Source organism: Bradyrhizobium sp. YCK136 (genome assembly GCF_044570075.1).
Classification (GTDB): domain Bacteria; phylum Pseudomonadota; class Alphaproteobacteria; order Rhizobiales; family Xanthobacteraceae; genus Bradyrhizobium; species Bradyrhizobium diazoefficiens.
Window position 1 is genome coordinate 1,378,826 of record NZ_CP172424.1, and the last position, 18,782, is coordinate 1,397,607.

The following is an 18,782-nucleotide window of genomic DNA, read 5'->3' on the forward strand; positions in this document are numbered from 1 at the left end:
TGTGCTTGTCGAACACTGCTTTGCCGGGCAGCCCGTTAGGAAGAGAACCCATGCCAGATAGTGCCCCGCAACAACTGCTTCATCTCGTCATCGGAGGCGAACTGCTCGATCTCGAGCACAACACCTTCAAGAACCTCGACGACGTCGAGATCGTCGGCCTCTACCCGAACTATGCGTCCGCCCACGTCGCCTGGCGCGCCAAGGCGCAGAGCACGGTCGACAATGCGCAGATGCGCTACTTCATCGTCCATCTCCACCGGCTGCTCGACCCGAATCAAGAAACGAAGGCGCGTTGAAAAAGCTGCTTCGCAATACGCTGCGAAGCAGCTGGTTTCAGCGTGCCGTCGGGGTCCTGGCGGCCGAATATCTGCGTCTGGTCTGGCGGACCAACAAATTCACGTTCGATCCGCCCGACGTCTATGACATCGTCGAGCCGCAGATCCCGGCGATCTTCGCCTTCTGGCACGGCCAGCATTTCCTCACCCCGTTCATCAAGAACAAGGACTCCTACCGGGCCAAGGTCCTGATCTCCCGGCACCGCGACGGCGAGTTCAACGCCATCGCGGTGGAGCGGCTCGGCATCGGCCTCATCCGCGGTTCCGGGGATCATGGCAGTGCCTTCCACCGTAAAGGTGGCGTCGGCGCCTTCAAGGAGATGGTGCGGACGCTGCAGGACGGTTGTAATGTCGCGCTGACCGCCGATGTCCCCAAGCGCGCGCGCGTGGCCGGGCTCGGCATCATCATGCTGGCACGGGAATCGGGGCGGCCGATCATGCCTTTCGCGATGGCGACCAGCCGTTTCATCCGGCTCAAGAACTGGGACCGCACCACCATCAACCTGCCGTTCGGGCGGGGTGCATTGGTCGGCATCAAGGAAATCCACGTTCCGCCGGACGCCGACGCCGCCATGATGGAAGCGTTGCGGCTGGAGCTGGAGGAGACGTTGAACGAGGCGACCCGGCGCGCCTATGCGCAGCTCGGCCGCCCGGGGCCGCAAGATGCCTAATTCGCTGCCCAGAGCGCTGCCGATGACGCTGCGGATGTACCAGCGCCTGGCTTCCGGCCTGGTGCCGCTCGCGCCTGCGCTGATCAAGCGGCGGCTGAAGCAGGGCAAGGAAGACCCCGCGCGTGTCGGCGAGCGGCGCGGCCTGTCCCGGGATGTGCGGCCGCATGGTCCGCTGGTCTGGATCCACGGCGCCAGCGTCGGCGAGGTTCTGGCCGCGGCGGCGCTGATCGGGCGGCTGCGCGATCTCAATTTGCGCATCCTGCTTACATCAGGCACCGTCACCTCGGCCGCCGTCGTCGCAAAACGCTTTCCACCCGACGTCATCCATCAATACGTGCCGTATGATTCCCCGCGCTATGTCGCGCGCTTCCTCGACCACTGGAAGCCGTCGCTGGCGCTGTTCATCGAATCCGATCTGTGGCCGAACCTGATCCTGGCGGGCGCAACGCGGCGGGTGCCGATGGTGCTGATCAACGGTCGGATGTCGCCGCGCTCCTTCCCGCGCTGGCGACGCATGTACGGTACGATCTCGGCGCTGCTGTCGCGGTTCGACATCTGCCTGGCGCAGTCCAAGCTTGACGCCGAACGCTTCTCCGCGCTCGGCGGCCGCGACGTCCTCACCACCGGCAATCTCAAGCTCGACGTGCCGGCGCCGCCGGCCGATCCCGCCAAGCTCGAACGGCTGATGGCGATGACGCGCGGGCGTCCGATCATCGTCGCGGCCTCGACCCATCCGGGCGAGGACGAGATGCTGGTGGCGGCGCATCGCAGCCTCGTCGGTTTCTTCCCGCAGCTTCTGACCGTGATCGTGCCACGGCATCCCGATCGCGGCTCCTCGATCGCTGGCCTGATCACCGCGTCGGGCCTGAAGCCGGCGCTGCGCTCGCGCGAGGAGCTGCCGACGGCCGCGACCGATGTCTATGTCGCCGACACCATGGGCGAGCTCGGCCTGTTCTACCGGCTCTCGCCGATCGTGTTCATGGGCGGGTCGCTGATCCGCCATGGCGGCCAGAATCCGATCGAAGCGATCAAGCTCGGTGCGGCGATCGTCCATGGTCCGCACGTCTTCAATTTCGCCGACGTCTACGAAGCGCTCGATGCGAGCGGCGGCGCGCGCCAGGCCGACACGCAGGAGATCCTGGTCAAGCAGCTCGGCCAGCTCCTGGCCGATCCCGCCGTGCGCGACAAGATACAGCACGCAGGCAGCAGCGTGGTCGAGCAGCTCGGCGGCGCGCTGGAGCGCACCATGACCGCGCTCGAGCCGTATCTGCTGCAATTGCGGATCGAGATGGGAGCCGCCAATGCGTGAGCCGGCCTTCTGGTACCGGCCGCGTTCCCCAGAGTCCCAAATCCTCCGTCCCCTGGGCGCGCTCTACGGCGCGATCACGGCGCGTCGCATGGCGCTCCAGGGATTCGACGCCGGCATCCCCGTGATCTGCGTCGGCAACTACCATGTCGGCGGCGCCGGCAAGACGCCGACCGTGCTGGCGCTGACGAAGCTCCTGCGTGAGCTCGGCGAGACGCCTGTCGTGCTCAGCCGCGGCTATGGCGGGCGCCTGCAGGGCCCGGTGATGGTCGACGGCGCGCGTCACATCGCAGCCGATGTCGGCGACGAGCCGCTGATGATGGCGCGCGACGTCCCGGTCGTCGTCGCGCGCGACCGCCTCGACGGCGTCGCGCTCGCCAAATCACAAGGCGCAACCGTGATCCTGATGGACGACGGCTTCCAGAACCCGCGTCTGCTCAAGGATGCCTCGCTGATCGTGATCGACGGCGAGCGCGGCATCGGCAACGGCAAGGTGTTTCCGGCCGGTCCCCTGCGCGCGCCGCTGAAGGCCCAGCTCGCGCGTACCGACGCGCTGGTGCTGATCGGCGACGGCCGCGCCGCCAACGACGTCGCCGCCGAGCTTGCCAAGCGCAACAAGCCGGAGCTGCGCGCGCGCCTGAAGCCGGATGCAGCCTCGGTCGCGCAGCTGTTCGGCAAACGGGTTTTCGCGTTCGCCGGCGTTGGCGATCCCGAACGCTTCTTCCGCACCCTGCGCGCCAGCGGCATCGATGTCGCGCGCACGCGTCGCTTCGACGATCACCACATGTTCTCGCCCGAGGAGATCGCCGCGCTCGCGGCGGAAGCACAGCGCGAGCAGCTGACGCTTGTGACTACGGAAAAGGATCTCGCGCGCCTGCGCGGCAGCGAGGGCGTGCCCAACGGCATCGTGCCGTTCGCGGTGCAGCTCGAATTCGATGACCCGGCAAAGTTGCGGCAATTGATCAGCGATCATCTCTACAAGGCGCGCGAGCGGCGGTTCGGCAGGCGTTGATCGCGTGCGACACCGGGGCGACATGTCGCGGCGGATGAATTCTCTTCCGCAGGTTCGGGAGTTGATGTAGCCTTCGATGAGAGCCGTCACCGGGACGTGCCGAACTCCCGGCAATTATCGGCGGCGTTTATGCCCACGGCGGGCAACGTACCTTCATCATTTCAGATGCGAGACCGTACCGATAAGTTCGGAACGGCCGGGAGAGTTATTGCCAAAAGCTCAGAGGAGAACATGCCATGCATTTTTGCCTCACTGGACAATACACACCACGCGCTCTCAACGCCATTTTGGAAAACCCCACGACCAATCGCCATGAGGCGGCGAGGAAGCTCATCGAAGCGGCCGGCGGCAAGCTGATTTCGATGTACAGCGTTGCGGCCGACGGTCCAGGCGTTCTGGTGATTTTCGATGTGCCTGATCCGAGTGCGGCTCCGGCGATTTCCGGCCTGACCGTCACGGCGGGCACCCTGCAGAACGTGAAGCTGACCCGGCTGTTCACGCAGGACGAGATCAAGCAGGTCCGCCAGAACGCGGCGAAGCTGCGTTCTTCGTATACTCCGCCCGGAGGCTGATATCCGGATCTCGAGCGATGCCGCCGCAATCGCATCAAGCGGCGGCAACGCTTTCCTCACAGCAAGAAGCAGGTCTGCACGCTGAGGCGCGGCGAAGGCCTTGCGGCGTCCATTGACGGACGATGCGGGACGGCGCGTGCTGCGTCCGGCGTCCTAGGTCCGACTGAACGTGCTTGGCAGCGGGCCCGCTAACGGCGTGCAATCCCGGCTCAGCGGTCAGGCCCCCTCACCAGGCTCCAACGGCTATCATTCCGATGATGGTCAGGCACGAGGCGCAGGCCACCATGACAGTATAGCATTCGGGTGTATTCATTGCTTGCTCCCAAACTGCTGCCAATTGCTTGGTCACTACTACGCGGGAGAGATCGCCGGTCTTGGTGCCGCTTCAAGTCGGCACGCCGCGACCGGTCTTGCGTTGTACGTCCGTCCTCTCATCGTCACCCTGGTCCGCAGGATGATAATGCGCTTCGAGAGCTTCAGAGCGTTCAGCTGCGATCAGCAGCTGTTTCCGCATTTCAGCGAGGCGGGCGCGGCAATATTCACGATAGAGCAGGTCCAGTATGGTGGGCATGATCCCCCCCATCGTTTGACTTTCGATTTACAAATATTTCACCGCAAATTTTCGAGGTGATCGTAACCCGCCAGATGGCTCTTCGATATGAGCCCGTTCACAGACTGCGCCAATTCCAAAGCTCGATGGCCGTTTGGTTGACTTGATTGTCTGCGCGATAAAAAGAGCAGGGCCAGTTACCTAACACGCACTATAGCAGCCCTCTGTTTCACCAAGACTTCGTCAAACAACTTAAGGGCGCCAAGTCGCACCAAAGAATCCAACCACAGCGCGAAATGACTCACCAAGGAGTGCAAGCACTGTTCGATGCAACGCAGATCGGCACGACGGAGATCATTTTGGCTGTGAGACCCGCAGTTGAGGTGCGCTGCCCCTGCCGCGGTGGCTGGAATAGCGCGGCGCAATTTACACGCCGTGATGCCCGGAGCGAAGCTTGCTCGCATCGACGACGTCCGTTCCGATGTGCTTCACGGAGACAGTCTTCAGTTGGCTGCGCTCGGAAGCACGTGCAGCGGCGTGCGATCCTCGACGCCGCCACACCAACCTAGTACCCGGAATCAGAGCTGAGTGATACGGCGGCCTTTGAAACGGCGTTGACGGACCTTTTTCTTGGTCCAGACGAAGGGCTCGGCTCTGTCGTTGTATGCGTTGACGTAGGCATCGATGTGTTCCTGAAGCTGCTTGAGGCTCGTGAAGGAGGTGCCGCTGAGCGACTGCCCCTGCAAGATGGAAAACCATACTTCGACCTGATTGAGCCATGACGCACTTGTCGGCGTGAAATGAAATTGCACGTTGGGGTGGGCCTTGAGCCAGTCCTCGTTCTTTTTATGGGTGTTGAGGTTGTCGAGGATGACGTGAAGCTTGCGGTTCGGAAAAGCCGCGGTGACGCTGTTCATGAAATCGAGAAACTCGACGCGGCGCCGGCGTTTTGAATGGGTCGCGATGATCTTTCCGGTGGCGACTTCGAGCGCCGCAAACAATGTTGTGGTGCCATGCCGCTTGTAATCGTGGCTTTGGCCGGTCAAGGCGCGGCCATTGGGCAACTTCAGATAACCCTGCGCTCGCTCCAAAGCCTGGATCGAGGGCTTCTCGTCCACGCACAGCACAATGGCCTTCGCCGGCGGCGCGACATAGAGGCCGACAACATCGGCGGCTTTGGCCGTAAAGTTCGGGTCGTTGCTCTCGCACCAGGACTTGCGAGCCACCAGGTCAATCTTGTGGCTGCGCAGGAACCGCCAGACATATTGGACATCGACATCGCCCAGCGCCTCGGCCAGCAGGGGGCCGGTCCAGCGCGCAAACCCTTGCGGTGGCGGCTTATCCAGCAGCTTCAGAATCCGCTTGTCGGTCGTCTTCGTATAGATCGGCTGCTTGCCAGGCCGCGGCTTGTCTTGCAGCCCTTCAAGGCCATGGTCGGCATAGCGATGCCGCCAAAGGCTGACAATCCGCGGCTGGACCCCAACTTCCTTGGCGATCGACCGGGTGCTGCGCCCATCCGCCGCCAACAGAACTATCCGCGCCCGCTTCAAATCGCGCTGCAACGTCACCGGTGAGCGACAGCACGCCTCAAGCACCTTGCGATCTTTCCTCGAAAGGTGGACTTCTCTTGCTTCGGGTATCATCCCGACCTTGAATCACGACTCACGTTCCAAGAAAAGTGGGTACTAGGTTCGCACAGAATTCGTGCATCATCCCGTCGAATGCATTCGGGCGTCCCATTCGAGCTCCCAAACTGTCCTGCCCCCAACGTAACACAATCTCACCAAGCCTGAGCACACGCCCGCGACGAAGTGATGGTGGGCACGCTTTCGCTTTGCCCACCCTACGGCAGCCCGCCATTCACGCGACATTCATCGCAAAACGCCTATCGGTCCGGGACCGATCGGGAGAATTCGATGAAATTGCCGTCCGCGACTGTCGCCGCCAGCCTTGTGTGTCTGATCATTGCGCCCGTGTTTGCACAAACGACGCCGCCCGCCGCTTCGATCGGCACGGTGCCGGTTCCCGCGACCAAGCGCGTGACGTGTCTCGGCACGACGCAAAACCTGAAGGGACAGGACAAGCGCGACCAGATGCAACTCTGCATGGCGCAGGCGCGGGTCGATTGCCTCAAGCAGGCGATCGATCAGAAGGTCGTCGGCGAGCCCAGGAAGACCTTCATCAAGACCTGCGTGGGCGGGGATGCCACTGAGCAGCAATAGCAGCGCAGGCGCGGCCTCACGGCTGCGGCTTCGGCGCGCCGGGGAAATGCCGCTGCAGCACCGCGGCCGGCGTGGCGTAGGCTTCTTGAAGGTCCACGCTCCAGTACTTCAATTCGTCGAGCGGGATCCGCGTGTCGGTGATCGCGCAGCGCACATAGGTCCCCGGCGAGATCACGCGGAAATCGCCATCGAGATATTGCACCTGCGCTTCGCCATTGCCGGAAGAGCCGAACTTGTTCAGCACGGTCGAAAGTCTCCGTGGAAGGCCTCTCCGTAAAAAACCCTGGAGGGCACGATGTGTTGGACGGGATGTAGCATAGATAGGGCGGCCTGTCCGCCCGGTAAACCCACCGGTTTGTGATGTTTTGCCGCCGTTTTCGCATGATAGTGCTTCGGGCGAAGGATCGTCCCGGCGCAAGCGGCCGGCACCTGATACGGCAGAACCCGATGCGCCTTCGATTGACCGCCCTGTTCCTGATGCTGCTGATGTCGGCCGCGCGCGCTGCGCCTGCTGGGTCCTGGCTTTCGCCGGGACGACACGGAGAGTGAGCCGCCAACTCAGAACAAACTGCCCTGATCCACCGGCTTGCCGACGCGCTTCGGCGCGGGTTTGGTCTCCTGCGCGGCCGGCTTCGGTTGCTGTGCGCGCTTGGCAGGAGGCGCCGGACGATCCGCATCCGTTGTCGCGCCGACACGTCCGTCCGCGAACTCGATCTCGACGCGTGCGCCGGGACCGACGCTGTCGGCCGAATGCAGGGGATGGCCGGCCTCGTCCCGCACCAGCGCAAAGCCGCGCGCGAGCACGCCGCGATAGGACAGCGCCGAGAGCAGCTTGCCGCTGGCCTCGACGCGCGCATCGAGCCGTTGCAGCAGCGTCACCAGCGCACGGTTGGCACGCTCGGCCAGGCGATGCGTGCGCTCGCGCTGGCGGGCAATCGCATTGCGCTGCGCCTGCGCGTTGGAGAGTTTTGAGGCACGCAGCCGCACCTCGAGACCGGCAAAGCGGTCGCGCCGCTGCCGCAGCAGCGAGCGCGCGGACAGGCCGAGCCGCTCGCCGCACACGGTGAGCCGGTGGTCGGCCTGCGAGATCTGCCCGTGCAGCACGCGCAGCGTCAGCTTTGCGCCCGCAGCAGTAAACCTGCGGAAATGCGCATGCGTGTTGGCTTTCAAACCGCGGGGCAGGGCGGCGCCCGCCGAATCCAGCCGCTGCCGCGGGATCGCCAGCAGATCTCCGGCCGCCGGCAGCGCACGCGCAGCCGCACGCAATTCGCTGCGGCGGCTTTCGTGGGCGCGTTGCCAATAAGCGCGGGTGCGCCGTGCGAGATCGGCGACTTCGACGAACAGATCGCTGCGCACGGGGACGGCCATCTCGGCCGCCGCCGTCGGCGTCGGCGCGCGCTTGTCGGCGACGAAATCGATCAGCGTGATGTCGGTCTCGTGGCCCACGGCGGAGATCAGCGGGATCATGCTCTCGGCTGCGGCCCGCACCACGATCTCCTCGTTGAACGACCAGAGATCCTCCAGCGAGCCGCCGCCGCGCGCGACGATCAGCACATCAGGGCGCGGAATCTTGCCGCCCTCCGGCAGCGCGTTGAAGCCGCGGATCGCGGCCGCAACCTGCTCGGCCGAGCCTTCGCCCTGCACCTTGACCGGCCACACCAGCACATGGCGGGGGAAGCGGTCCTCCAGCCGGTGCAGGATGTCGCGGATGACGGCGCCGGTCGGCGAGGTCACGACGCCGATCACCTCCGGCAGCCAGGGCAGCAGCTGCTTGCGCGCCTCGTCGAACAGGCCCTCGGCGGCGAGCTTCTTCTTGCGCTCCTCCATCAGCGCCATCAGCGCGCCGATACCGGCCGGCTCCAGCGCCTCGATCACGATCTGGTATTTCGAGGAGCCCGGATAGGTCGTGAGCTTGCCGGTGGCGATGACCTCGAGCCCCTCCTGGGGCTTGAAGCGCATCCGGCCGTGCACGCCCTTCCAGATCACCGCCTCGATCTTGGCGCTCTCGTCCTTCAGCGCGAAATAGCAGTGGCCGGAGGAATGGGCGCCGCGAAAGCCCGAGATCTCGCCGCGGACCCGGACATGGCCAAAGGCATCCTCCACCGTCCGCTTCAGGGACTGTGAAAGCTCGGAGACGGTGAATTCGGGGGCGTTGAGCAGGGGTTCCGCGGGCGGCATCGGCAAACGATTCGGCATTTTGGGGTCAGACCCGACGTTAAGGATTTTCGCCGCGCGGCGCCAATCCGGGGACTGATCTGGAGAGTACTCTGTATTATAGAGTTCTCTATTGATTTTGAGTTCAATGGAGTTGAGCCATGGCGATCCGGCTGCTGCGCGGCGTGTTGAACGGACTGAAATGGGCCCTGTGCGCAGTCGGTGCCGTGGCGCTGATCCTGGTCGCGATGATCGCAACGCCCCCGGAGCGGCCGCCCGAGATGCGGTCGGTCTCGGAGTCGGTGAAGCTTGTCGACTTCTCGACCATGCCGCCGCTCGAGCGTTTTCAGGCCCGTGACGGCACCTGGCTCGGCTTTCGCCACTATGTCCCGAACGGACCCGCGAGCGGCCGTGGCGCGATCTTCATCCACGGCTCTTCCGGCTCCAGCGGCACCGTCAACCACGCGCTGACCCATGCGATCGCCTCGCGCGGCGTCGAGACCTGGGCGCTCGACATGCGCGGCCACGGCGCCTCGGGCACGCGCGGCGATATCGGCTATGTCGGTCAGCTCGAGGACGATCTGGTCGATTTCGTCGCGCATGTCCGCAAGGCTGCGCCCGATTTGCCGCTGACCCTGATCGGCCATTCCGCCGGCGCCGGCTTCTCGCTGCGCGTTGCCGCGACGCCGATCATGCAGGACATGTTCGTGCGCACCGTGCTGCTCGCGCCCTATCTCGGCTATGACGCGCCGACCAACAAGCCGCATTCCGGCGGGTGGGCCAATGCCGACGTTCCCCGTCTCCTCGGCCTCACGGCCCTCCGCAAGCTCGGCATCGACTGCTGCTCGCAGCTTCCGGTGCTTGCTCTGGCCGTGCCTGCGAATTCGGCGAAGTATCTCGTTTCCACCTATTCCGACCGCCTGATGCGCAATTTCGCGACGCGCGGCTATCGTCTCGATCTCGCGGCGACGACACGCCCCGTCACGATCTTCGGCGGTGCTGAGGACGAGATGATGATCTCGGATAAATATGCGGAGGCGGTGCAGGCGATCAAACCGTCGGTCGACGTCAAGATCATCGACGGCATCAACCACATGGGCATCGTCACCAGCCCGAAGGCGATCTCGGCAATCGCCGAGGACGTGGCAACGCGCGGGGCGGGGCAGTCATGATGCGATCCGCTGATGGCAAGGCAAGCGCATATGGGAGCGGCTTCCCCGCGGCCATCCTTCGAGACGCCCGCCTGCGGCGGACCCTCAGGATGAGGGCGGAGTTTGCGGCGGTCGCTTCAACGGGGACTGGTGCAGCCGAGCCTCATCCTGAGGAGACCGCGAAGCGGTCGTCTCGAAGGACGAGGCGTGCGCTCAGGTGTCACCGAGCGTCATACGAGATAGCCCTGGGACTGAAAGGGACGACATGATCGACAGCAAGGAGGCGTCCGCAGCGCTGGCCGACATCGACGACATCGTCCAGCGCGTGAAGCAATCGCAGCTCTACGAGCTGGCGAGCTATGCAGCCGTCTGGTGGGGCATATTGGTGTTCGCAGGCAATCTCGTGACCTGGCTCTGGCCGATCTACGCGGTCTATGCCTGGGTCGCGGTCGATGTTCTCGGTGTCGGCGGTCTGGTTGCGCTGCGCCTGCTCAATCCACCGCATCACCCTCATGGCGCCGACTTCGACATCAGGCTGCTGCTGGTGTTCGTGCTGTTCTTCGCCTTCGGCTATCTCTGCACCAACGTCATCGGCCATTTCGGCCCGCGCCAGCTGGGTGCGTTCTGGCCGCTCTATTTCATGCTGTTCTATACGCTGGCCGGACTCTGGTTCGGCTATGCCTTCATGGCGATCGGTCTCGGCATCTCCGCGCTGACATTGATCGGCTTCTTCTTCATCGGCGAGGCATTCCCGCTCTGGATGGCTTTCGTCAACGGCGGCGGGCTGATCCTCGGCGGCCTCTGGATGCGGCGGATCTGATGGCCGAGCTCGACGACATCATCCACCAGCCGTTGCGGCTCAAGATCATGGCGGCGCTGAATGCGCTGCCTGTGTCCGCTGGCCTCGAATTCGCGCGGCTGAAAAAGCTCACCGGCGCCACCGACGGCAATCTCGGCGCGCATATCGAGACGCTGGCGAAGGCCGGATATGTGTCCGTGGAGAAGGCCTTCGTCGGCAAGAAGCCGCAGACCACGGTCACCGCCACCGCTACCGGCCGCGGCGCCTTCGCGCGGCATGTGGCGACGTTGCAGGAGATCATTGCGGGGAAGCAGGTTTAGCCCCACCGTCATTTCGAGGCGTTCCTCTCTCCACCGTCATTCCGGGGCGCGCCTCTTGGCGCGAGCCCGGAATCCATACTCACGATGGTGGTTATGGATTCCGGGCTCGCGGCTTCGCCGCGCCCCGGAATGACGGGGAGTGCGAGGCGTTTCCCCTTGAGACCCGCCGCGATTCGTGCGACCTCCGCCCCCAGCAAACCCCTTATTCTGAGCCCTCGATGCACATTCTCCTGCTTGGTTCCGGCGGCCGCGAACATGCCCTCGCATGGAAAATCGCAGCCTCCCCCCTGGTGACCAAATTCTGGTGCGCGCCCGGCAATGCCGGAATCGCGCGGGAGGCGGAGTGCGTGGCGCTCGATGTCGCCGACCATGCCGCCGTGATCGACTTCTGCAAGACGAACGCGGTCGAGCTGGTGGTGGTCGGGCCGGAGACGCCGCTGGCGGCCGGCATCGTCGATGACCTCACCGCCGCCGGCATCAAGGCGTTCGGGCCGAGCGGGGCGGCCGCCCAGCTCGAAAGCTCCAAGGGTTTTACGAAAGCGCTGTGCACCGAATTCGGCATTCCGACCGGCGCCTACAAGCGCTTCACCAACGCCAAGGACGCGCGCGACTATGTCCTCAGCCAGGGCGCGCCGATCGTGGTGAAGGCCGACGGTCTTGCCGCCGGCAAGGGCGTCGTCGTCGCCAAGACCGTGCGCGAGGCCGAGGACGCCATCGCCATGATGTTCGAGGGCGCCTTTGGCGAAGCCGGCGCCGAAGTGGTGATCGAGGAATTCCTGCCGGGGCGCGAGATCAGCTTCTTCGCGCTGTGCGACGGCGAGACCGCCATTCCGCTGGCCTCCGCGCAGGACCACAAGCGCGTGTTCGATCATGACGTCGGCCCGAACACCGGCGGCATGGGCGCCTATTCGCCGACGCCGCTGGTGACGCCGGCGATCCATGACGCGATCATGGCGAAGATCATCCTGCCGACGGTCGCCGGCATGAAGCAGCGCGGCACGCCGTTCCGCGGCGTGCTCTATGCCGGGATCATGCTGACGACGCAGGGGCCAAAGCTGTTCGAGTTCAACGTCCGCTTCGGCGATCCCGAGTGCCAGGTGCTGATGCTGCGCATGATGTCGGACATCGTGCCGGCGTTCATTGCCGCCTGCGACGGGGAGTTGAAGCATTTCGATCTGCGCTGGTATCCGGAATCCGCGCTCACCGTGGTGATGGCGGCGAAGGGCTATCCCGGCGACTATCAGAAGGGCACGCGCATCCAGGGGCTGGAGGAGGCCGCCAAGGTCGACACCGTCGAGATCTTCCACGCCGGCACGGTCGCAAAGGACGGCGCGATCCTCGCCAATGGCGGCCGTGTGCTCAATGTCTGCGCGCTCGGTGCGACCGTGACGGAGGCGCAAGGCCGCGCCTATCAGGCCGTCGACCGCATCAACTGGCCGGAAGGCTTCTGCCGCCGCGACATCGGCTGGCAGGCGGTGGAAGCGGAGAAGGCCAGGGGCTGACAGCGGTTTTTCCGCTGCGCGCGCAAAAAACCTTGCGCCATCGCGCCGCCATATCGACATTTCAAAAATGCGTAGTCGGCTGTTGGGCTTAGCGCCCTTCGCCGAGGACGCGTGCTACTGTGCATGGGGTTGTTTTCGACATTTTTGTTGGGCGCAGCTCCAGGACTGACCAGACAAGGATGCAGAAAGATGTCCGATCTCGCCGACCTCTATCCCGGCTTCGCCTCCGAGTGGATCAACACCTCCCTCTGCCGCATCTTTGCCCGCGTCGGCGGCAAGGGCCCGCCGCTCCTGCTGCTGCACGGCTTCTCCGAGACGCATGTGATGTGGCACCGCGTGGCGCCTGAGCTCGCCGACAAGTTCACACTGATTATCGCCGACCTGCCGGGCTATGGCTGGTCCGACATGCCCGAGAGCGACGCGCTGCACATGCCCTACAGCAAGCGCGCGATGGCGAAGGCCATGGTGGAGGCGATGGAGCGCCTCGGCCACGTGCACTTCGCGCTCGGCGGCCACGACCGCGGCGGCCGCGTCTCCTACCGCCTCGCGCTCGACCATCCCGGCCGGCTGTCGAAGCTTGCCGTGCTCGATATCCTGCCGACCTATAATTACTGGGAGCGGATGAACCGCGCCTACGCGCTGAAGATCTATCACTGGACCTTCCTGGCACAGCCCGCCCCGCTGCCGGAGACGCTGATCTCGGGCAATGGCGAGTTCTTCCTGCGCTTCAAGATGGCGAGCCAGACCAAGTCGAAGACGTTAGAGGCCATCGACGAGCGCGCGCTCGAACACTACATCGCCCCGTTCCGCGATCCCGCCCGCGTGCACGCGATGTGCGAGGACTACCGCGCCGGCGCCTATTTCGACTACGACCTCGACAAGGCCGATTTCGAGGCCGGCAAGAAGATCACCATTCCCATGCTGGCGCTGTGGGGCAACGCCGGCGTGGCGCAGGCCGCAGCGACACCGCTGGATACGTGGAAGCAATGGGCCACGAACGTCGACGGCATGCCGGTGGACTCGGGGCACTTCCTCACCGAGGAGAACCCCGACGTCACCGCAAAGGCGCTGCGCGAGTTCTTCGCAGGCAGCTAGCGCCGCTCCCGGAAGAACTCCTTGAGCAGCCGCGCCGCTTCGCTCTCGCCGACCCCGGAATAGACGTCCGGCGCGTGATGGCAGGTCGGCGAGGCAAAGAAGCGCACGCCGGATTCCACCGCGCCGCCCTTGGGGTCGGCGGCGCCGTAATAGAGTCGCCTGACCCTTGCAAAAGAGATCGCGCCCGCACACATGGTGCAGGGCTCCAGCGTCACGTAGAGGTCGCAGTCGACCAGGCGCTCGCTGCCGATCTTTTTCGCGGCCTCGCGCAGCGCAACGATCTCGGCATGGGCCGTGGGGTCGTAATCGGTCAGCGTCCGGTTGGCGGCCGTGGCGATGACCTCGTAATTGCGGACCACCACGCACCCGATCGGAACTTCGCCCGCCTTTCCGGCATTTTCGGCCGTTTTGAGCGCCAAATCCATGAAAGAGGGGGCTTTCAAGCCTCGTATCATCGCCAGAAACCTGCTAGTAGCTCCGCCTTCAGCAAGAGTGAATACCGGTTTTGCCTGAGCATGCGGCTCGGAACGAGCGCGCACACTGCCCTCTGGCCACCCCCTGAGTGAGATTATTCATGCCTCGCGACAGCGACAAAGACAACGATTCCCGCGGCCGGCGTGATCGAGGCCCGGCCAAGGGCCGTTCCGGCAAGGCGCGCGGCCCCGAGAAGAAGTTCGCCAAGCGCGGCTTTGAGGGCAAGGGCGACAGCCGCCCGCCCCGCGGCGACCGGGAGGGCCGTCCGTTCCGCCGCCGCGAGGAGGGCGATGCCCCGCGCCGCGATTTCGGCGACCGCCCGCGCTTCAAGCGCGACGACCGCGGTGGTGAGGAGCGCGGTGAGCGCAGCTTCAAGCCGCGTGGCGACCGCCCGTTTTCGGATCGCGGCGCGCGCGACGGCGAGAAGCGGCCGTTCAAGCCGCGCGGCGATCGCCCGTCCTATGGCCGTGACGACCGTCCGCCGCGCAGCCGGGATCGCGACGACTCCCGCCCCGCCGGCCGGACCGGTGACAGGAAGTTCGGCGACAAGAAACCCTACGCGCCGCGTGGCGACCGTCCGGAGCGCAAGTTCGACGGCGAGCGGAAATTCTCGCGCGGCACACCCGACCGCAGCGACCGCCCGCGCGATCGTGGCGAGCGCAGCGATTCAAAGCCGTGGCAGAAGCGCGATGCGGGTCCGCGCGGCGACCGGCCGCCGCGTAAGGATTTCAGCAAGGGTCCGCGCAAGGATTTTGGCGGCCGCGATCGCAGCGAAGACAAGCCCTGGCAGAAGCGCGAAGGCGGCGACGACCGTCCCCGGTTCTCGCGTTCGCGCGACGATCGTCCGTCGAGCGATCGTCCGTTCCGCGAGCGGCCCAAATTCGACCGTCCCAAGTTTGATCGTCCCAAGTTCGATCGCCCGCGCGATGATCGTCCAAAATTCGATCGTCCCCGTCGTGACGGCGATGGCGAGCGCGGCGGCGACCGCCCGAAATTCAATCGCCCGCGCGAGCGCTCGGAAGGCCGCTCCGACTGGCACGAGCATCCGCGCAGCGAAGGCCGGTTCGGTGATCGTCCGCGCCGCGAAAACGAGGACGAGAGCCGGATCTTCGAGAAGCGCCCGGCCTTCGGCGGCCGCGGCGCCTATCGCGAGCGCGATCGGGATTTCGAGGGGCGGCCGCGCCGCGAAGAAGCGCCGAAGCCGAAGAAGGCCGGCGAGCGCATCGCCAAGGCGCTGGCGCGCGCGGGGCTTGCCTCGCGCCGCGACGCCGAGGAGATGGTCACGCAGGGCCGCGTCGCCGTCAACGGCCGCGTCATCAATTCGCCGGCGCTCGACATCACACCGAACGACGTCGTCACTGTCGACGGCAAGCCGTTGCCGCCGCGCGAGCGCACGCGGCTGTTCCTCTATCACAAGCCGCGCGGCCTCATGACCACGCATGACGATCCCGAGGGTCGTCCGACCGTGTTCGACAATCTGCCCGAAGGTCTGCCGCGCCTGATCAGCGTCGGCCGGCTCGACTTCAACACCGAAGGCCTGTTGTTGCTCACCAATGACGGCGGCCTCGCGCGCACGCTCGAGCTGCCGGACACCGGCTGGCTGCGCCGCTACCGCGTCCGCGCCCATGGCGACGTCACCCAGGCCCAGCTCGACGAGCTCAAGGCTGGCATCGAGGTCGAGGGCGTCAAATACGGCCCGATCGATGCGACACTCGAGCGCGACCAGGGCGCCAATGTCTGGCTGGTGTTCGCGATCCGTGAAGGCAAGAACCGCGAGGTGCGCAACGTCTGCGCCCATCTCGGGCTCGAGGTGAACCGGCTGATCCGCGTGTCCTACGGCCCGTTCCAGCTCGGCGAGGTTCCCGAAGGCCAGGTCGAGGAGATCAAGTCGCGCGTGCTGCGCGAGCAGCTCGGCGACAAGGTGATCGAGAAGTCGGGTGCGCAGTTCGACGTGCCGCAGAAGGCCGCTTCGACCGACGACGGCGCGCCGCGCGAGAAGAAGCCCGCCAGCAAGCGCGCGGTGATCAACGACCGCAAGGGCCGCCGCGTACTGGTGCAGCGCACCGGCAGCGAGGAGGCGCGCGAGCGCAACGAGGCGGAGGCGAGCGGCTACGGCCCGCCGCGCCGTCCCAAGCGCGGCTATCACGGCAAGCGCGATCTGACGCCGCGGGAGGACTAGTTGCGCGTCGTCGGCGGTCGCTTGAAGGGGCGTAATCTCGCCTCACCGTCCTCGCGCGACATCCGCCCAACGGCGGACCGCCTGCGCGAGTCCGTGTTCAACATCCTCGTGCACGCCTATGAGGATCCGATCGAGGACGCGCGCGTGCTCGATCTCTTCGCCGGCACCGGCGCGCTCGGCATCGAGGCGTCTTCGCGCGGCGCGAAGTTCGTGCTGTTCGTCGACAACGGTGCGGAGGCGCGGGCGTTGTTGCGCAACAATGTAGAATCGCTCGGCCTCGGCGGGGTGACAAAAGTCTATCGCCGCGATGCGACCGATCTCGGCCCGGCGCATCCCGTCGAGCCGTTCTCGCTGGTGTTCCTCGATCCGCCCTATGGCAGGGGACTTGCGGAGAAGGCGCTTGTGAGCTTGCGCGACGGCGGCTGGCTGACACCGGGCGCGCTGCTGGTGGTGGAAGAGGCCAAGGCCGCGCAGTTTACGGCGCCTGAAGGTTTCGAGGAGCTGGAGCGGCGCGCCTATGACGACACGGAGTTCGTGTTTTTGAAGCGCAACGCTTAAATTACCTCCGCCCGAACAGCTTCTCCACGTCGCTCAGCTTCAGCTCGACATAGGTCGGCCGGCCGTGATTGCACTGGCCGGAGTTCGGCGTCTCCTCCATCTCGCGCAGCAGGGCGTTCATCTCCTCGGGCCGCAGCCTGCGGCCGGCGCGCACCGAGCTGTGGCAGGCCATGGTGGCGGCGACGTGCATCAGGCGGCGCTCGAGCGGCAGCGCTTCGTCCCATTCGGCCATATGCTCTGAGAGGTCGCGCAAGAGCCCGCCCGCATTGGTCTTGCCGAGCAGCGACGGCGTCTCGCGCACGGCGACCGCGCCCGGGCCAAAGGAGTCGATCGCAAGCCCGAACGAGGCCAGCTCGTCGCTGCGCTCGAGCAGGCGCTCCACCGTAGCCTCGTCCATCTCGACGATCTCGGGGATCAGGAGGATCTGCCGCTGCACGCCGTTGGCGGCGAGCGAGGCCTTCAGCCGCTCATAGACGATGCGCTCATGCGCGGCATGCTGATCGACGATGATCACGCCGTCGCGGGTCTGCGAGACGATGTAGGTCTCGTGGATCTGCGTGCGCGCCGCGCCGAGCGGGCGGTCGACGAGGTCGCTGACGGGCTGCGTCTCGAACCGCACGTCTGCACTGGGCGCGCCGACGTCGAACGCCGCCTGCGCGCGCTCCGCGAAGGCGGGCGCGGCCGCGCCATCGAATGACGGCATCGGTGCGACCGGCGCGGATGGCGAGGCCCGCCAGTCCCAGCTCGCCGGGCGCTGCGTGAAGGCGGGCCGGAACGAGGACAATGCGCTCTCGCCGCTGTTGGCGGCGGTGCGGCGGCCCTCGCGCGCGAGCGCCTCCTTCAATCCATGGACGATCAGCGCGCGCACGAGGCCTGCGTTGCGGAAGCGGACCTCGGTCTTGGCCGGATGCACGTTGGCGTCGACCTCGCGCGGATCCAGCGTGACGAACAGCGCCAGCACGGGGTGGCGGTCACGCGGCAGATAGTCGGAATAGGCCGCGCGCACGGCGCCGAGGATCAGCTTGTCGCGCACCGGGCGGCCGTTGACGAAGAGATACTGCCCGAGCGCATTGGCTTTCGTCAGCGCGGGGGCTGCGGCATAGCCGGAAACGACGATGCCCTCGCGTTCGGCATGGACCTCGATGGCGTGGCTGCGAAACTCCGCGCCGAGGATGTCGCCGAGCCGCGTCAGCCGTCCGGCGGCGCCGGGTAGCGCCGCGGCCCAGGTCACGGGCGCGCGCTCTTCGCCCGCAAGCGTGAAGGCGACGTCCGGTCGCGCCATTGCGAGCCGCCGCACCACCTCGCGGATCGCCTCGGCCTCGGTGCGGTCGGTCTTCAAGAACTTCAGCCGCGCCGGCGTTGCGTAGAAGAGGTCGTTGACCTCGACGCGCGTGCCGTGGGCCAGCGCCGCCGGCATGATTTCCGATTTCTCGCCGCCCTCGACGGTGAGTGCCCAGGCGTGCGGCTCGCCGGCATGGCGCGTGGTGATCGACAGACGCGCCACCGAGCCAATCGAGGGCAGGGCCTCGCCGCGGAACCCGAGCGTGCGGATCTGGAGCAGGTCCTCGTCGTCGAGCTTGGAGGTGGCGTGGCGCTCCACCGCGAGCGCGAGGTCCTTCGCCGTCATCCCGCTGCCGTCGTCGGTGATGCCGATCCGCCGCCGGCCGCCGCCGTCGGTGAAGACGTCGATCCGGCTCGCGCCGGCATCGATCGCGTTCTCGACCAGTTCCTTGACCACGCTCGCGGGCCGTTCGACCACCTCGCCGGCGGCGATGCGGTTGACGACTTGCTCTGGCAATTGGCGGACGGGCATGGGCTCGGGTCTTGGATTCGCGAACGGCGTTATCTTAAGCCGTGTTGCGTCAAAAGCATGTGTTGAGCA

At 65.8% G+C, this 18,782-nt stretch carries 19 protein-coding genes; 13 read left to right on the forward strand and 6 right to left on the reverse strand.

The annotated features are described in order from the left end of the window. Nucleotides 1-50 precede the first annotated feature (50 nt). From ACFLEY_RS06505 to ACFLEY_RS06525, 5 genes are all read left to right on the forward strand, one after another. Nucleotides 51-296 (forward strand): DUF4170 domain-containing protein, encoded by a 246-nt coding sequence (locus ACFLEY_RS06505; RefSeq protein ID WP_011090249.1) that lies wholly within the window; start codon nucleotides 51-53, stop codon nucleotides 294-296. Then, entirely contained in the window at nucleotides 293-1,006 is a 714-nt protein-coding gene (locus ACFLEY_RS06510; RefSeq protein ID WP_028174623.1) for a lysophospholipid acyltransferase family protein, read from the forward strand. Before ACFLEY_RS06505 ends, ACFLEY_RS06510 begins: the two co-directional genes overlap by 4 nt. Further along, on the forward strand, nucleotides 969-2,315 hold the full coding sequence (locus tag ACFLEY_RS06515) for a 3-deoxy-D-manno-octulosonic acid transferase (RefSeq protein WP_082755944.1): 1,347 nt from the start codon (nucleotides 969-971) through the stop codon (nucleotides 2,313-2,315). The genes ACFLEY_RS06510 and ACFLEY_RS06515 overlap by 38 nt, the downstream gene beginning before the upstream one ends. Next, on the forward strand, nucleotides 2,308-3,324 hold the full coding sequence (gene lpxK, locus ACFLEY_RS06520) for a tetraacyldisaccharide 4'-kinase (RefSeq protein WP_060910421.1): 1,017 nt from the start codon (nucleotides 2,308-2,310) through the stop codon (nucleotides 3,322-3,324). The genes ACFLEY_RS06515 and lpxK overlap by 8 nt, the downstream gene beginning before the upstream one ends. A gap of 236 nt (nucleotides 3,325-3,560) precedes the next feature. Continuing rightward, nucleotides 3,561-3,896 (forward strand): GYD domain-containing protein, encoded by a 336-nt coding sequence (locus tag ACFLEY_RS06525; RefSeq protein ID WP_060910422.1) that lies wholly within the window; start codon nucleotides 3,561-3,563, stop codon nucleotides 3,894-3,896. Nucleotides 3,897-4,281: 385 nt separating this feature from the next. On the opposite strand, the gene ACFLEY_RS06530 is transcribed toward ACFLEY_RS06525, so the two are convergent. Both ACFLEY_RS06530 and ACFLEY_RS06535 read right to left on the reverse strand, forming a co-directional pair. Further along, on the reverse strand, nucleotides 4,282-4,467 hold the full coding sequence (locus ACFLEY_RS06530; RefSeq protein ID WP_028174626.1) for a hypothetical protein: 186 nt from the start codon (nucleotides 4,465-4,467) through the stop codon (nucleotides 4,282-4,284). A 557-nt stretch (nucleotides 4,468-5,024) separates the two neighbouring features. Continuing rightward, the gene (locus ACFLEY_RS06535; RefSeq protein ID WP_026192128.1) at nucleotides 5,025-6,089 is read right to left on the reverse strand and encodes an IS630-like element ISRj1 family transposase; all 1,065 of its coding nucleotides are present in this window, start codon (nucleotides 6,087-6,089) and stop codon (nucleotides 5,025-5,027) included. A gap of 273 nt (nucleotides 6,090-6,362) precedes the next feature. Here ACFLEY_RS06535 and ACFLEY_RS06540 point away from each other — a divergent pair, with 273 nt between their 5' ends. Further along, nucleotides 6,363-6,668: a hypothetical protein gene (locus tag ACFLEY_RS06540; protein WP_060910425.1), complete on the forward strand. Its 306-nt coding sequence runs from the start codon at nucleotides 6,363-6,365 to the stop codon at nucleotides 6,666-6,668. A gap of 16 nt (nucleotides 6,669-6,684) precedes the next feature. On the opposite strand, the gene ACFLEY_RS06545 is transcribed toward ACFLEY_RS06540, so the two are convergent. Together ACFLEY_RS06545 and xseA are read right to left on the reverse strand one after the other, a co-directional pair. Further along, entirely contained in the window at nucleotides 6,685-6,912 is a 228-nt protein-coding gene (locus tag ACFLEY_RS06545) for a DUF2093 domain-containing protein (protein ID WP_011090242.1), read from the reverse strand. A gap of 314 nt (nucleotides 6,913-7,226) precedes the next feature. Beyond that, nucleotides 7,227-8,846: an exodeoxyribonuclease VII large subunit gene (gene xseA, locus ACFLEY_RS06550; protein WP_028174630.1), complete on the reverse strand. Its 1,620-nt coding sequence runs from the start codon at nucleotides 8,844-8,846 to the stop codon at nucleotides 7,227-7,229. Nucleotides 8,847-8,983: 137 nt separating this feature from the next. Here xseA and ACFLEY_RS06555 point away from each other — a divergent pair, with 137 nt between their 5' ends. From ACFLEY_RS06555 to ACFLEY_RS06575, 5 genes are all read left to right on the forward strand, one after another. Next, nucleotides 8,984-9,994, forward strand: a complete 1,011-nt coding sequence (locus ACFLEY_RS06555; RefSeq protein WP_060910426.1) for an alpha/beta hydrolase — start codon at nucleotides 8,984-8,986, stop codon at nucleotides 9,992-9,994. Between the two features lie 244 nt (nucleotides 9,995-10,238). Beyond that, nucleotides 10,239-10,793: a hypothetical protein gene (locus ACFLEY_RS06560; protein WP_060910427.1), complete on the forward strand. Its 555-nt coding sequence runs from the start codon at nucleotides 10,239-10,241 to the stop codon at nucleotides 10,791-10,793. Next, a complete protein-coding gene (locus tag ACFLEY_RS06565) occupies nucleotides 10,793-11,092 on the forward strand; it encodes a transcriptional regulator (RefSeq protein ID WP_060910428.1) in 300 nt (99 codons plus the stop codon). Before ACFLEY_RS06560 ends, ACFLEY_RS06565 begins: the two co-directional genes overlap by 1 nt. 218 nt (nucleotides 11,093-11,310) lie before the next feature. Beyond that, nucleotides 11,311-12,594, forward strand: coding sequence for a phosphoribosylamine--glycine ligase (gene purD, locus ACFLEY_RS06570; protein WP_060910429.1), 1,284 nt, complete (start codon nucleotides 11,311-11,313; stop codon nucleotides 12,592-12,594). 189 nt (nucleotides 12,595-12,783) lie between these two features. Then, nucleotides 12,784-13,689, forward strand: coding sequence for an alpha/beta fold hydrolase (locus ACFLEY_RS06575; protein ID WP_211434294.1), 906 nt, complete (start codon nucleotides 12,784-12,786; stop codon nucleotides 13,687-13,689). Here the strand turns inward: ACFLEY_RS06575 and ACFLEY_RS06580 are convergent. Continuing rightward, entirely contained in the window at nucleotides 13,686-14,144 is a 459-nt protein-coding gene (locus ACFLEY_RS06580; protein ID WP_011090228.1) for a nucleoside deaminase, read from the reverse strand. The genes ACFLEY_RS06575 and ACFLEY_RS06580 overlap by 4 nt on opposite strands. Nucleotides 14,145-14,263: 119 nt before the next feature. On the opposite strand from ACFLEY_RS06580, the gene ACFLEY_RS06585 reads away from it, so the two are divergent. Next, on the forward strand, nucleotides 14,264-16,342 hold the full coding sequence (locus ACFLEY_RS06585) for a pseudouridine synthase (protein ID WP_060910431.1): 2,079 nt from the start codon (nucleotides 14,264-14,266) through the stop codon (nucleotides 16,340-16,342). Then, a complete protein-coding gene (rsmD, locus tag ACFLEY_RS06590) occupies nucleotides 16,343-16,900 on the forward strand; it encodes a 16S rRNA (guanine(966)-N(2))-methyltransferase RsmD (protein WP_060910432.1) in 558 nt (185 codons plus the stop codon). A 1-nt stretch (nucleotide 16,901) separates the two neighbouring features. On the opposite strand, the gene mutL is transcribed toward rsmD, so the two are convergent. Next, entirely contained in the window at nucleotides 16,902-18,713 is a 1,812-nt protein-coding gene (gene mutL / locus ACFLEY_RS06595) for a DNA mismatch repair endonuclease MutL (protein ID WP_060910433.1), read from the reverse strand. Nucleotides 18,714-18,782: the final 69 nt, after the last annotated feature.